This is a genomic window from Pseudomonas tehranensis (assembly GCF_014268615.1).
Classification (GTDB): Bacteria; Pseudomonadota; Gammaproteobacteria; order Pseudomonadales; family Pseudomonadaceae; genus Aquipseudomonas; species Aquipseudomonas tehranensis.
Genome location: NZ_JABWQV010000133.1, coordinates 1 through 13,042, shown reverse-complemented (window position 1 = coordinate 13,042; position 13,042 = coordinate 1). Strand labels below are relative to the sequence as shown.

Sequence of the window (13,042 nt, the reverse complement as noted above, 5' to 3'; positions counted from 1 at the left end):
GAATTATAGACGTCCAGAATTTGCCGTCAAGCGTTAATTACGCTTTTGTTGCAGAAGGTGCCTTGCGCCCCACTAAGCGCGGAATCCGACGCATAACCGGCGGAACTCTCAACATCAGCAGCACGGCCCCTATAGAAGCGTAAATCGACCACTCCTTAAGATCCGCCCGCACAATCCACAACATATGCAGCAATCCAAGGCCCAAGATCGGATAAACCAGGCGATGCAGTTTTTTCCAGCGCCCGCCCAGTCGCCGCTGACTGTAGCGATTGGAAGTAATCGCCAGCGCCAAGAGCCCCAGAAACCCAAGCGCCCCAACGATAATATAAGGACGCTTGCTCAGTTCGACGCCCAGTTGCGACCAATCGAACCCCAGGATGAACGCCGTATACCCACTCAGATGCAATACCACGTAAGTAAAACACCACAATCCCAGCTGACGCCTGACCGCGATCCACCCTGCCCACCCCGTGAGTTTCTGCAACGGCGTCATGCTCAAAGTGATCAACAACAAAATAAGCGTGCCCAACCCGAGCCGATCCACCAGCACCTTGCCCGGGTCAGGTCCCAACTTATTCATCAACGCTTCGTAGAGCCAGAGCAACGGCCAAACCGCCGCCGCAACAAAGACACCGATTCGCCAGACTGGAAAACGCATCAGTAGTCCTTCCTCAAGTCCATCCCTGCATATAAAGAAGCGACTTCATCCTGATAGCCGTTGAACATCAACGTATCGCGCACGTTAGGACTGAACAGCCCGCTCGGCAGACGGCGCTCCCGTGCCTGGGTCCAACGCGGGTGATCGACCGTCGGGTTGACGTTGGCGTAAAAGCCGTACTCGTCGGACGCAATGCTCTGCCAGGTCGTCTTGGGCTGCTCGCTGACCAGACTGATGCGCACAATGGATTTCACACTTTTGAAACCGTACTTCCATGGCACCACCAAACGCAACGGTGCGCCGTTCTGATTCGGCAACTCTCGCCCATACATCCCAACCGCCATGATTGCCAGCGGATTCATCGCTTCATCCAGTCGCAAGCCTTCAACATAGGGCCAGTCAATCAAAGCAAACCCCGAGCGTTGCCCAGGCATGGTCTTGGGATCCTGCAGGGTTTCGAAACGAATGTACTTGGCCTTGGAGGTCGGCTCGACCTGCTTGAGCAATGCGGAAATAGGAAAGCCGATCCACGGAATAACCATGGACCAAGCCTCCACGCACCGCAGGCGATAGATTCGCTCTTCCAACTGATATGGTTTCATGAAGTCTTCCAAAGCATAGCGCCCCGGCTTGCCCACTTCCCCGTCGATCACCACGCTCCAGGGCTCGGTTTTCAAGGATCCGGCATTGGCCGCAGGATCCCCTTTGCCGGTTCCGAACTCATAGAAATTGTTGTAATGGGTGGCGTCTTTAAAAGGCGTGATGGACTCATCCTTGACCGTAACCGCGCCCCATTGGGTGGACGGCAGCTTCTCGGCAAACCAGGACGGCGCCTTGCCGGGCTCGACATCCGCATAACGCGCAACATCGGCAGCACTGGCCCAACGCGGAAGACCGCTGACGGCAAGCCCCGCCATGGTGGCTCCCAGCATTTGGCGACGGGATAGGTAGAGGGATTCTGGCGTGACGTCCGACTCAAGGCAGTCGGACGACTTGGGGATCTTGATCAGCATGACAACTCCGCAGCATTGGAGGGCAGATGCACCAATAGACTGCGGAGTATGAGGGAAATTACATCACTCGGCTTTTTTGTGGCGGCGCAGGCGCAACAGGTATTGAACCGGACCGGAGGCGGCATAGGCGAGGAACACCAGCAACAAGATACGTGGCGGATCACTGAAGACCACCGCGAACACCAGCACCACTGCCAGAATCGCCACGAACGGCACCCGCCCTTTGAGATCCAGCTCCTTGAAGCTGTTGTACTTGATGTTGCTGACCATCAGCATACCGGCCGCAGCAACCAGCAGCGCCACAAGGAACGACATCTTCGATCCCTGGATACCGTAGTCGCTGAAAGCCCAGACCACACCGGCTACGACACCCGCCGCAGCAGGACTCGCCAAGCCGATGAAGTAGCGCTTGTCAGCCGTACCGACCTGGGTGTTGAAACGCGCCAGACGCAACGCAGCACCGGCAACATAGATGAAGGCGACCATCCAGCCGACCTTGCCCATGTCCCCCAGCGCCCAACCGAACGCCAGCAAGGCCGGGGCCACGCCGAAAGCGACCATGTCCGACAGCGAATCGTACTCGGCACCGAACGCGCTCTGGGTATTGGTCATGCGGGCCACGCGCCCGTCCAGGCCATCGAGCACCATGGCGACAAAGATCGCGATGGCAGCGAAGGCAAAGTACCGACTCGCCCCGGCGCTGTCGCCGGCGCTCAAGGCCGCTTGGGCGCTCATGGAGCTGATGATGGAATAGAAACCGGCGAACAGGTTCGCGGTTGTGAACAGATTCGGCAGCAGATAGATGCCACGGTGCCGGACCTTACGGCCTTCAGCGTCATGTCCTTCTTCGACGTGCTCATCGATGGGCAGCAGGCTTTCGGCGTCAGGAGCCTGGTTGGGCTCGTCGGGGCGTTCGCTCATGGACAGTACCTTGCAACGGTGTGAAAAATTCGACAGGTGTCTGGGACGAGGGTTCGGCCGCAAACGATGCAGCTTTATACCAGAAGCCACCGCCCAAACGAAAAAACGCGGCCAGGGCCGCGTTTTCCGATCAAGCTCGCGACTTAGTTCTTGGCTTTGTCGACGATCTTGTTGGCACCGATCCACGGCATCATCGAGCGCAGCTGCTCGCCAATGATTTCGATACCGTGGGCGGCGTTGTTGCGACGCTTGGCGGTCATCGAAGGATAGCCGGTAGCGCCTTCGCTGATGAACATCTTGGCGTATTCGCCGTCCTGAATACGTTTCAGGGCGTTACGCATGGCCTGGCGGGACTCGGCGTTGATCACTTCCGGACCCGTCACGTACTCACCGTATTCAGCGTTGTTGGAGATCGAGTAGTTCATGTTGGCGATACCGCCTTCGTACATGAGGTCAACGATCAGCTTCAGTTCGTGCAGGCATTCGAAGTAGGCCATTTCCGGCGCGTAGCCAGCTTCAACCAGGGTTTCGAAACCGGCCTTGACCAGCTCGACAGTACCGCCGCACAGAACGGCTTGTTCGCCGAACAGGTCGGTTTCGGTTTCGTCCTTGAAGGTAGTTTCGATGATGCCGGTACGCCCGCCGCCAACACCGGCAGCGTAGGACAGAGCGACGTTCTTGGCGTTGCCGGAAGCGTCCTGGTAGATCGCGATCAGGTCAGGGATACCACCGCCCTTCACGAATTCGGAACGAACGGTGTGGCCCGGGGCCTTCGGCGCGATCATGATCACGTCGAGATCGGCGCGTGGCACGACCTGGTTGTAGTGAATCGCGAAACCGTGGGAGAAGGCCAGGGTGGCGCCTTTCTTGATGTTCGGTTCGATTTCATTCTTGTACAGCGAAGACTGGAACTCGTCCGGGGTCAGGATCATGACCAGGTCGGCAGCCGCAACAGCGGAAGCAACGTCGGTCACTTTCAGGCCGTGAGCTTCGGCTTTGGCAACAGTCGCCGAACCTTTACGCAGACCAACAGTAACGTCAACGCCGGAGTCTTTCAGGTTGCACGCTTGAGCGTGGCCCTGGGAGCCGTAACCGATGATGGCGACTTTCTTGCCCTGGATGATCGACAGGTCGCAGTCTTTATCGTAGAAAACTTTCATGAATTACCCCTATATCCGGCCATTCAGGCCATTCGCTAATTTGGTTTAGATGCTCAGCACTTTGTCGCCACGGGCAATCCCGGTGACGCCACTGCGTACGGTTTCCAGAATCGAGGCAGTGCCGATCGATTGAATGAAGCTGTCGAGCTTGTCGCTGGTACCGGTCAACTGAACGGTATAGACGCTGGCGCTGACATCGACGATCTGCCCACGATAAATATCGGTAGTGCGTTTGATCTCGGCGCGCTGGGCACCGGTGGCCTTGACCTTGACCAGCATCAGCTCGCGCTCGATGTGAGCGCTTTCCGACAGGTCCACCAGCTTGACCACCTCGATCAGCTTGTTCAGGTTCTTGGTGATCTGCTCGATGATTTCATCGTGCCCCACAGTGGTCAGCGTCAGACGCGACAGGGTCGGGTCTTCGGTTGGCGCCACGGTCAGGCTTTCGATGTTGTAGTTGCGCTGCGAAAACAGGCCCACTACGCGAGACAGAGCACCCGGTTCGTTTTCCAGAAGCAGGGAAATAATATGTCGCATGATTAGGTACGCTCCGTCTTGCTCAGCCACATATCGCGCATGGAGCCGTCTTTGATCTGCATCGGGTAGACGTGCTCGCTGGTATCGACCTTGATATCGAGGAACACCAGGCGATCCTTCATGGCGAAAGCTTCTTCGAGCCCGGACTTCAAATCCTTCAGGTCAGTGATGCGGATGCCCACGTGACCATAGGCTTCGACCAGCTTGACGAAGTCCGGCAGCGACTCCATGTAGGAATGCGAGTGACGGCTGCCGTAGCTCATGTCCTGCCACTGGCGAACCATGCCCAGTACGCCGTTGTTCAGGTTGACGATTTTCACCGGCAAACCGTACTGCAGACAGGTCGACAGCTCCTGGATGTTCATCTGGATACTGCCCTCGCCCGTGACACAGGCGACGTCGCTATCCGGAAAGCTCAACTTGACGCCCATGGCCGCCGGGAAACCGAAGCCCATGGTGCCCAGGCCACCAGAGTTGATCCAGCGGTTGGGCTTGTTGAACTTGTAGTACTGCGCGGCGAACATCTGGTGCTGGCCCACGTCGGAAGTCACAAAGGCATCGCCCTTGGTCACTTCGCACAGGGTTTCGATCACGGTCTGCGGCTTGATCACGCTGCCGTCGCCCTTGTCGTAAGGGAACAGGCCACGATCACCGCGCCACTCATCAACCTGCTTCCACCAACTGGCCACGGACTCCTTGTTCGGAGCCTCGCCGATTTCCTTGAGGATGGCGACCATTTCGCTCAGCACGCTCTCCACAGGACCGACAATCGGCACGTCTGCCTTGATGGTCTTGGAGATGGACGCCGGGTCGATGTCGATATGGATGATCTTGGCATTCGGGCAGAATTTCGCCGGGCCGTTGATAACACGGTCGTCGAAACGCGCGCCGACCGCCAGAATCACATCGGCATGGTGCATCGCCAGGTTGGCGGTGTAGCTGCCGTGCATGCCGAGCATGCCGATGAACTGACGATCAGTGCCCGGGTAGGCGCCCAAACCCATCAGCGTATTGGTGACCGGCAGGTTGAGCATTTTCGCCAGTTCGGTCAGCGGCGCGGAGCCACCACCGAGGATAACGCCACCACCTGAGTACAGCACCGGACGCTTGGCCGCCAGCAGCATTTCGGCTGCCTTGCGGATTTGCCCGGAGTGACCGCGCACAGCCGGGCTGTAGGAGCGCAGCTTGGCTTTCTTGGGGAAAATGTATTCGAACTTCTCGGCCGGGTTGGTCATGTCTTTCGGGACATCGACCACAACCGGGCCCGGACGACCGGATTCAGCCAGGTAGAAAGCCTTCTTCATGACCTCCGGGATCTCCGAAGCGTGCTTGATCATGAAGCTGTGCTTCACGATCGGCCGGGAAATACCGATCATGTCGGTTTCCTGGAACGCGTCGGTGCCGACCATGGTGCTGGGCACCTGACCGGAGATGATCACCATCGGGATGGAGTCCATGTACGCCGTGGCGATACCGGTGATGGCGTTCGTGGCGCCAGGGCCGGAAGTCACCAGGACCACGCCGGCTTTACCGGTGGCACGGGCATAACCGTCAGCCATATGGGTCGCCGCTTGCTCATGACGAACCAGGATGTGGGTCACTTCCGGTTCTTTGAACAGGGCATCATAGACATGAAGAAGAGCACCACCGGGGTACCCGTAGATATATTTGACGCCTTCGTCACGCAAAAAGCGGACGAGCATCTCACCGCCAGATAAAAGCTCCACGTTGTTCACCTCTAAAACGCCAGAATACCGGCCCACACAAAGGGACGGGTCTTAATAGGTTTACTTCTCGGCAGAGCATGAGCGACGGTGGTCGCCGACTACGTCAGCACTGACTGAGCAAGTATTGGGATCGTCCCAAGTGTTGCGGGCCTTTCCCACCCAGCGCGAGGTAACGCGTTGCGGGTGTAACAGGTCGGCGCGGATGTGCGCCTCATGATCTGCCGAGTGGGCCTGCTTCTGGCAGTCCCTCTACAGCGGACTTTGGATTCTTCTGTTTCGCCCTCTGCAAGTCAAGCCGTCAATGTGCTTTATTCGAAGTAAGCGCATGAGAACGCAAGAAAAAACCTTTAAACAGCAACTGTGTTAGCTTCAATTGCGCAACCCATGACAAGGAAACAGCATGCGAATGTTCTTCTTGACGGCCAGCCTGCTGGTTGGCCTGAGCCCGATGTGCATGGCCGGTCAGGTCTATAAGTGGGTGGATGCCCAAGGGGTTACCCACTTTGGCTCTCAGCCACCGCCGGGAGGACAGGCCACGACGGTGATCAAGCCCTCCCCTTCCGCCGCCAAGCCAGCAGCCCCCCCGCCTGCCGGGGTCATCGGCGACCAGAAGTCGATTGACCAACAGGTCAAGCAGCAGATTGCCGAGCAGCAAGCCCAGCTCAAGGCCTTCTGCGAACAGACTCGGACTAATCTGGCGCAACTGCAGAACAACCCGAGGGTACGCGAGGATGTGGAAGGGGAAATGCGCCGCCTCACAGAAGAGGAGCGGCGCCAGCGCATCGACGAAACCCGTAAGCAGATCGAGGAGCACTGCCAATAAATGGCGGTCAGTTAACGTCGCTGATCAATTGGTCGAACTGCGCCAACAGTCGCTGCAACTCGATACCCTGCCCCGGCCGCTGGGCATAGACCATTTCAGCCATCGCCAGGATGCCGGAGGCGTTGGGCAGCGGCAGGTCATTTTCCAGGATGGCTTTCATGCGTGGCAGGAAAATCCATTGCAGCCATTGCTCGAAGTCCAGCGTGTCAACCGCGAACGGCTCGACACTGGCCAACGCCTCGGCCGACGGCGAAACGCTGCTCCACCAGCCCTGGACCCGCAACTCCCGCTCAATCAGCAGCAACTGATTGGCGATCTTGGGAAAACGCGTATCCATCAGAGCGAAACCTTGGCCTTCTGACGGGCCAATGCCGCGCCGGCGGAGTCGCCTTGTTTCTCACGGGCCTGAGCGATCAATTCCCACAGGCTGGCCTGAAGCGCAGGACGACCGTTGGCGAACGTCAGGCCACGGCGGGCCAGCTGCTCGGCTTGCGGCGCATCGCCCTGGGCCATGCGTACCTGGGCCAGGCGATAGAGAACCTGGGGCTCGCGCGGCGCAACACGCTGGGCTCGCTCCAGGCTGGAGGACGCACCATTGAGATCACCACCGGCCTGTTGCTGTTGAGCCGTGGTGAGCAATGCCAGTACTGGACCGTCCAATTGTTCATCTGCGGACAGACCTCCCGAGCTGGTCGAGGGAATGCTGCTTGGCGCAGAAGGCATGCTGTAGCTGCCCTGGTCGATCGGTGAGGTATCGATAGGTCCTGGCGTAATCGGCCCCGGCGTGATCGGTGTGCTGCTGATCGGCGCCGACGTCGTGGCGCCGCCACCGGGCACCATCACCACGACACCAGTATCGCCCTGGGGGATCGCCTGGACCTGTCCCTGCACCGGCCGCTGCACCGTCGTTTGACGGAAACCGCCATTGGCCGAGACCCGCTCGCTATTGGAAACGGCAGTGCCGGAATCGACAACCGGAATCGACCCGCGCTGTACGGTAGAGCAACCGCTGAGCAATGCCACGGCCGTTACCGCTGGAATCAACCACTTGTTCACTTGAAACCCTCTTTGCTTAATTCATCCAGTCCTTGACCCAATCCATGACCGATTCGGCGGGATTTGGAATGCCACAGGCTGCACCGGGTGGTGGTTCGCTGCCGCGAATATACGGCATCTGCACCGCGCCCGGGCAACTGGCGTCGGAGCCTTGGCCGGTGCGCGAATCCACCCAGGCCTGAACGATATTGTCTGGTTGCGGCATGTCCAGCGGCAACGGATCGGCCTTGCGCATGAAACTGGTCCAGACCTGCAATGCACCGGTGGCGCCAGTGAACGGGGTCTTGCCATTGTCGTCACGGCCGAGCCAGACCACCGCCAGCAGATCCTGGCTGAAACCGGCAAACCAGCTGTCGCGCGAGTCGTTGCTGGTACCGGTCTTGCCCGCCAGGGTCAGGTTACGCGGTAGTACGTTATAAACCGAACTGCCAGTGCCTTCACGCATGACCCGTTGCATGGCGCTCTGGATCAGATAAATGGACGCTGGATCAAAACGCTGCTGGATCTGGAACGGATAGCGCTTGAGCGGCTCGCCGTCGGCGGTCAGCACGCTGCGAATGCCGCGCATCGGCGTATTGAAACCACCGTTGGCCAGCGTCTGATACATGGCTGCCACTTCAATCGGCGTGAGGCCACCGGCCCCCAGCAGCATCGATGGGAATGCCGGGAATTCGCGACTGACACCCAGGCGGGCCAGGGTCTTGAGGACGTTCGGCACGCCGATTTCAAGCCCGAGGCGAGCCGTCGACAGGTTGTAGGAATGCGCAAGGCCCTGGTACAGGAACACCGTACCGTGGGACCGGCGATCATAATTCTGCGGTTTCCACACCTGGCCATCCGCGCCCTTGACCGAGAACGCCTCGTCGGACAACCAACTGGTCAGGGTGTACTGGCTCGGCTTTTCCAGGGCGGTGAGGTAGACCGCCGGCTTGATCAGGGAGCCGATCGGGCGGACCGCATCGAGCGCCCGGTTGAAACCGGCAAAACTGGCCTGCCGACTGCCGATCATGGCCTGGACTTCCCCGGTTTCCGGGTTGGTCACCACCATCGCGGCTTCCACTTCATCAGAGCCCTTGCGCCCGGCCAGTCGCTTGAAGGTGTCATTGACCGATGCTTCGGCCTTCATCTGCAGGATCGGGTCGAAACTGGTGAAGATCCGCAGGCCTTCTTCGGTCAAGTCTTCATCGCGGTAGTCTTCACGCAGTTGACGCTTGACCAGGTCCATGAAACCAGGAAACGAGCTGTCTGCCAGACTGCCGCGCTTGGTCACGCCCAAAGGCATCTTCTTCGCCGCTTCGACTTGCTCGGCCGTCGCCACGCCTTGCTGTTGCAGCAAGTCGAGTACCAGATTGCGCCGCTCGAGGGCGCGCTCCGGATTACGCCGCGGGTTGTAGGAGGACGGCCCTTTCACCATCCCCACCAACAATGCCACCTGATGCAGCTTGAGCTCGGACAGCGGCTGGCTGAAGAAGAACTGGCTGGCCAGGCCGAAACCGTGAACCGCTCGCTGGCCGTCCTGGCCGACGAAGACTTCGTTGAGATACGCCTCGAGAATCTCCCGCTTGTCGTAGTGCAGCTCCAACAACAGCGCCATCATGGCTTCGGTAAGCTTGCGGCTGAGGCTGCGCTCGTTGGTCAAATAGAAGTTCTTGACCAATTGCTGGGTCAGGGTACTGCCGCCCTGGCGCATACGGCCCGAGGATGTGTTGACCCAAATGGCTCGGGCAATCGACTTGGGCGAAACGCCGAAGTGATGATAGAAGTCGCGGTCCTCGACAGCGATCAGCGTATCGAGCAGGAACGGCGGCACCTGGTCGATCTTGATCAGGATCCGGTCTTCAAGGTTCTTGGGGTACAGGCCACCGATCAGCAGCGGTTCAAGGCGCACCACTGACAGCTTCGCATTGTTGGCACCGGTCAGCGCAGCGACGTAGTCGCCGGAGAAACGCACTCGCACCGCCTGCGCCTGCTCCATGCCTTCATAAAATTGGAAACCGCGGGTATTGAGGTCGACGGTATTGCCATTGACGGACGCAGCCCCCGGGCCATTGGCCACGCTTTCACGGCGATAGCCCAGGGCATCGAGCTCGGTCAGGAAATCGTCCCGACTCAGCTTTTGTCCGACGAACAGCTCCAGGGGCCTGGCGTAGACCTTGGCCGGGATGGTCCAGCGCTTGCCGGAGAACTTCTCCTGGACCACGGCATCGAGATAGACCGCAAAGCCAGCGAGCACGACGAGGCCCACCAGGCTGAGTTTAAGGGCCCAGCCCAGCCAGGGCCGCAGGCGACTGGCGGGTGGTTTCTTGGGGGTACGGGGGGATCGGGTACGAGTCATGGCGGCGGATTATACGCACTTTGCCGCGGTTCAACATGACCACACAACGGGCCCTTCTGTTTGCGTTAACGCGGCTTGCCGCCATAATGACGGCCTTGAATTTTCCCAGTCTCTGAAGGATCGCCCGTGAGCCAGTCCCTGATCGCTGCCCTGCAAAACCCGGCCCTCTATCCGCATCCCGTCGAAGGGTTCCAGGTCATCGAGACCCACATTTCCTGGGTATTGCTCACTGGGCCATATGCCTACAAATTCAAAAAACCGGTCAATTTCGGCTTCCTTGATTTCACCAGCCTCGAGGCACGCAAGCATTTCTGCGGGGAAGAACTGCGCTTGAACCAGCGCCTGACCCAGGATCTGTACCTGGAAGTCATGCCGATTACCGGCACCGAGCAAGCGCCACAATTGGGTGGCGAAGGCCCGGCCATCGAATACGCCCTGAAGATGCGTCAGTTTCCCCAGAGCCAACTGCTCAGCACACTACAGGCCAATGGTGAACTGACCACTGCGCATGTCGACGAAATGGCCGCGCAGATCGCCCGTTTCCATCTCTCCACGCCCACAGTGCCTGCCGAAAACGAAGCCGGCACCCCCGACAGCGTCATGGCGCCAGTGCGACAGAACTTCGAACAGATTCGTCCGTTCCTCAGTGACAAGGCTGACCTGTTGCAGCTCGAAGCCCTGCAAGCCTGGGCCGAAAGCAGCTTCGAACGCCTCAAACCGCTGTTCAGTCAACGCAAAACCGAAGGTTTCATCCGCGAATGCCACGGTGACATCCACCTGGGCAACGCCACGGTGATCGATGGCAAGGTTGTGATTTTCGACTGCATCGAGTTCAACGAGCCCTTCCGCTTCACCGATGTCTATGCCGACACCGCTTTCCTGGCCATGGATCTGGAAGACCGGGGTCTCAAGTCCTTGGCGCGACGTTTCGTCAGCCAATACCTGGAGCTGACCGGCGACTATCAGGGGCTGGAGCTGCTGAACTTCTACAAAGCCTACCGCGCTCTGGTCCGCGCCAAGGTCGCGCTGTTCAGCATGCCGGCCGAAGCCGACCCGGTGCAGCGCGCCACAACCCTGCGTCAATACCGCAACTACGCGAACCTGGCCGAAAGCTACAGCACCATTCCCTCGCGCTTTCTGGCTATCACCCACGGCGTTTCGGCCGTTGGCAAAAGCCATGTCGCGATGCGCCTGGTGGAAGCCCTTGGCGCCATTCGCTTGCGCTCGGACGTTGAGCGCAAGCGTCTGTTTGGTGAGCAGCAAGTGCCCAATGATCCACAAGCCGGCATCTATAGCAGCGATGCCAGCGATGCCACTTATGCCCGTTTGCATGAAGTCGCTGGTGTCATCCTGCATGCCGGATTCCCAGCAGTGATCGACGCCACGTACCTCAAACACGATCAGCGCGATGCGGCAGCGAAAGTTGCTGAGGCCACCGGCGCTCCGTTCCTGATCCTCGATTGCAACGCACCACAAGCGGTTATCGAAAGCAGACTTGCGCAACGTCAGGCCGATCAAACAGATCCCTCCGACGCAAATCTGGCCGTTATCGCCGCCCAACAGGCCACCCGCGAAGCACTCACCCCGGCGGAAATCCTCTGCAGTAAGCGGGTCCAAACCAATGAAAGCGGCACGCTCGACATCGTGGTCGCGCAGATTCGTCAACGCTTGCCAGGCTTGTAAAAAACTATTTCGGCCGTGGAGTCTGCGCACCCTTCACGGCCGCCAAACAGTGGCACTATACTGGCGTCATAAAACCAACAGGTGATATGAAATGAGCCACCCCAAGCCTCTTAGTACCCCGCTTTATGCTTTGCTTCGCAAGGACGACATTGCCGGTTTCAACAGCGAACGCCCTCAAGGGCCGGTCGATTTGAGTGGCGGCGATTTTCGCGGCCTGGACCTGCGAGAGCTCAATGCCGACGACGTGGATTTCACCGACGCTTACTTCCGCTCCGCGGATTTGCGCGGCATCGATTTTCGCAAGTCGTCCCTGGAAGGTGCCAGCCTGGCCCATGCGCAAATATCGGGCGCCTATTTCCCGGCAGAACTGTCTGCCGACGAAATTCTGATGTCGATGAACTTCGGCACCCGGCTACGCTACCGCACCCGCTGAATAGGGCCGAATCTGCTGCAACCCAATTGATCTCCAGCGCCCCCGCCTGCGCTGGACGCTGCATCCTGCCGCGCGCCCCCACCTATCGTGCGTAATGCATTAGAAGCTTTTGCTTCAAATCCCACCAAAGAATCACGTTTTTCCTACTGACCGCTACACTCCTGAGAAGCTTGCCCACTGCACCAGTCGGCCGTCGCAAGGAGGCTCGATGAATGATGAATTGCAACACCTGAAGAACCTGGGCAAGACATCGGCCCAGTGGCTGCATGCCGTGGGCATCCACAGCGCCTCGGATCTGCGCCGCCTCGGAGCGGTTGATGCCTACCGCGCGGTACGCACTCGCGGGTTCCGGGCTTCGAAGGTGTTGCTCTATGCCATTGAGGGCGCATTGATGGATGTGCACTGGAATGACATCCCCGCCGAACGCAAGGAAGCCTTGAACAAACAATTGGATGCCGTTTCGACGCGTCACAAAGCCTGACCATTCTCCTTGATTGTCGCCACACGGCCTTCGCTTGAAAGTTATTTAGGCAAATTCCTAAAACAACGTTTGACATGGTAATGAGAATCGCTATGATTACCACATCCGGTCGCGAGACTGGTCGATATTTGAAAAGCCCTTGGTTCGGACTCTCAGATATCTCCTCATCAGGCTAATCACGGTTATTTGACCCGGCTTTTTGCCGGGTCTTTTTT

The 13,042-nt window shown here is 58.8% G+C and carries 13 protein-coding genes; 4 read left to right on the top strand and 9 right to left on the bottom strand.

What is annotated here, in order from left to right; all coding sequences use genetic code 11:
• Positions 1 to 37: 37 nt before the first annotated feature.
• The 6 genes from msrQ to HU811_RS17875 all read right to left on the bottom strand — a co-directional run bounded on the left by msrQ (position 38) and on the right by HU811_RS17875 (position 6,016).
• On the bottom strand, positions 38 to 658 hold the full coding sequence (gene msrQ, locus HU811_RS17900; protein WP_186657275.1) for a protein-methionine-sulfoxide reductase heme-binding subunit MsrQ: 621 nt from the start codon (positions 656 to 658) through the stop codon (positions 38 to 40).
• Positions 658 to 1,671, bottom strand: coding sequence for a protein-methionine-sulfoxide reductase catalytic subunit MsrP (msrP, locus tag HU811_RS17895; protein ID WP_186657274.1), 1,014 nt, complete (start codon positions 1,669 to 1,671; stop codon positions 658 to 660). The genes msrQ and msrP overlap by 1 nt, the downstream gene beginning before the upstream one ends.
• Positions 1,672 to 1,734: 63 nt before the next feature.
• The gene (pssA, locus tag HU811_RS17890) at positions 1,735 to 2,592 is read right to left on the bottom strand and encodes a CDP-diacylglycerol--serine O-phosphatidyltransferase (RefSeq protein WP_076386334.1); all 858 of its coding nucleotides are present in this window, start codon (positions 2,590 to 2,592) and stop codon (positions 1,735 to 1,737) included.
• A gap of 143 nt (positions 2,593 to 2,735) precedes the next feature.
• Positions 2,736 to 3,752 (bottom strand): ketol-acid reductoisomerase, encoded by a 1,017-nt coding sequence (gene ilvC / locus HU811_RS17885; RefSeq protein ID WP_003228216.1) that lies wholly within the window; start codon positions 3,750 to 3,752, stop codon positions 2,736 to 2,738.
• A gap of 45 nt (positions 3,753 to 3,797) precedes the next feature.
• On the bottom strand, positions 3,798 to 4,289 hold the full coding sequence (ilvN, locus tag HU811_RS17880) for an acetolactate synthase small subunit (RefSeq protein WP_003205610.1): 492 nt from the start codon (positions 4,287 to 4,289) through the stop codon (positions 3,798 to 3,800).
• Between the two features lie 2 nt (positions 4,290 to 4,291).
• On the bottom strand, positions 4,292 to 6,016 hold the full coding sequence (locus HU811_RS17875; RefSeq protein WP_047229879.1) for an acetolactate synthase 3 large subunit: 1,725 nt from the start codon (positions 6,014 to 6,016) through the stop codon (positions 4,292 to 4,294).
• Between the two features lie 400 nt (positions 6,017 to 6,416).
• Between HU811_RS17875 and HU811_RS17870 the strand changes: the two genes are divergently transcribed.
• Positions 6,417 to 6,839, top strand: a complete 423-nt coding sequence (locus tag HU811_RS17870) for a DUF4124 domain-containing protein (RefSeq protein WP_437179494.1) — start codon at positions 6,417 to 6,419, stop codon at positions 6,837 to 6,839.
• A gap of 7 nt (positions 6,840 to 6,846) precedes the next feature.
• Here the strand turns inward: HU811_RS17870 and HU811_RS17865 are convergent, their stop codons facing one another.
• Genes HU811_RS17865 through mrcB form a run of 3 tightly spaced genes read right to left on the bottom strand, consistent with a single transcriptional unit; the run spans position 6,847 to position 10,230 of the window.
• On the bottom strand, positions 6,847 to 7,176 hold the full coding sequence (locus HU811_RS17865; RefSeq protein ID WP_186657272.1) for a YqcC family protein: 330 nt from the start codon (positions 7,174 to 7,176) through the stop codon (positions 6,847 to 6,849).
• Positions 7,176 to 7,895, bottom strand: coding sequence for a tetratricopeptide repeat protein (locus HU811_RS17860; RefSeq protein WP_092403049.1), 720 nt, complete (start codon positions 7,893 to 7,895; stop codon positions 7,176 to 7,178). The genes HU811_RS17865 and HU811_RS17860 overlap by 1 nt, the downstream gene beginning before the upstream one ends.
• Before the next feature lie 16 nt (positions 7,896 to 7,911).
• Entirely contained in the window at positions 7,912 to 10,230 is a 2,319-nt protein-coding gene (gene mrcB, locus HU811_RS17855; RefSeq protein ID WP_047229834.1) for a penicillin-binding protein 1B, read from the bottom strand.
• 126 nt (positions 10,231 to 10,356) lie between these two features.
• Between mrcB and HU811_RS17850 the strand changes: the two genes are divergently transcribed.
• From HU811_RS17850 to HU811_RS17840, 3 genes are all read left to right on the top strand, one after another.
• Positions 10,357 to 11,913, top strand: a complete 1,557-nt coding sequence (locus HU811_RS17850) for a bifunctional aminoglycoside phosphotransferase/ATP-binding protein (RefSeq protein WP_186657271.1) — start codon at positions 10,357 to 10,359, stop codon at positions 11,911 to 11,913.
• 91 nt (positions 11,914 to 12,004) lie between these two features.
• Positions 12,005 to 12,346 (top strand): pentapeptide repeat-containing protein, encoded by a 342-nt coding sequence (locus tag HU811_RS17845; protein WP_092459866.1) that lies wholly within the window; start codon positions 12,005 to 12,007, stop codon positions 12,344 to 12,346.
• 208 nt (positions 12,347 to 12,554) lie between these two features.
• Positions 12,555 to 12,827 carry a TfoX/Sxy family protein gene (locus HU811_RS17840; protein ID WP_047229837.1) on the top strand — a complete coding sequence of 91 codons (273 nt, stop codon included), beginning with the start codon at positions 12,555 to 12,557 and terminating at the stop codon, positions 12,825 to 12,827.
• The last annotated feature ends 215 nt before the right edge of the window (positions 12,828 to 13,042 follow it).

Coding starts and splice junctions, on each gene's coding strand:
- ilvN (WP_003205610.1), bottom strand. CDS start 4,289: ATGCGACATATTATTTCCCTGCTTCTGGAAAACGAACCGGGTGCTCTG.
- pssA (WP_076386334.1), bottom strand. CDS start 2,592: ATGAGCGAACGCCCCGACGAGCCCAACCAGGCTCCTGACGCCGAAAGC.
- HU811_RS17865 (WP_186657272.1), bottom strand. CDS start 7,176: ATGGATACGCGTTTTCCCAAGATCGCCAATCAGTTGCTGCTGATTGAG.
- mrcB (WP_047229834.1), bottom strand. CDS start 10,230: ATGACTCGTACCCGATCCCCCCGTACCCCCAAGAAACCACCCGCCAGT.
- HU811_RS17840 (WP_047229837.1), top strand. CDS start 12,555: ATGAATGATGAATTGCAACACCTGAAGAACCTGGGCAAGACATCGGCC.
- msrQ (WP_186657275.1), bottom strand. CDS start 658: ATGCGTTTTCCAGTCTGGCGAATCGGTGTCTTTGTTGCGGCGGCGGTT.
- msrP (WP_186657274.1), bottom strand. CDS start 1,671: ATGCTGATCAAGATCCCCAAGTCGTCCGACTGCCTTGAGTCGGACGTC.
- HU811_RS17845 (WP_092459866.1), top strand. CDS start 12,005: ATGAGCCACCCCAAGCCTCTTAGTACCCCGCTTTATGCTTTGCTTCGC.
- HU811_RS17870 (WP_437179494.1), top strand. CDS start 6,417: ATGCGAATGTTCTTCTTGACGGCCAGCCTGCTGGTTGGCCTGAGCCCG.
- ilvC (WP_003228216.1), bottom strand. CDS start 3,752: ATGAAAGTTTTCTACGATAAAGACTGCGACCTGTCGATCATCCAGGGC.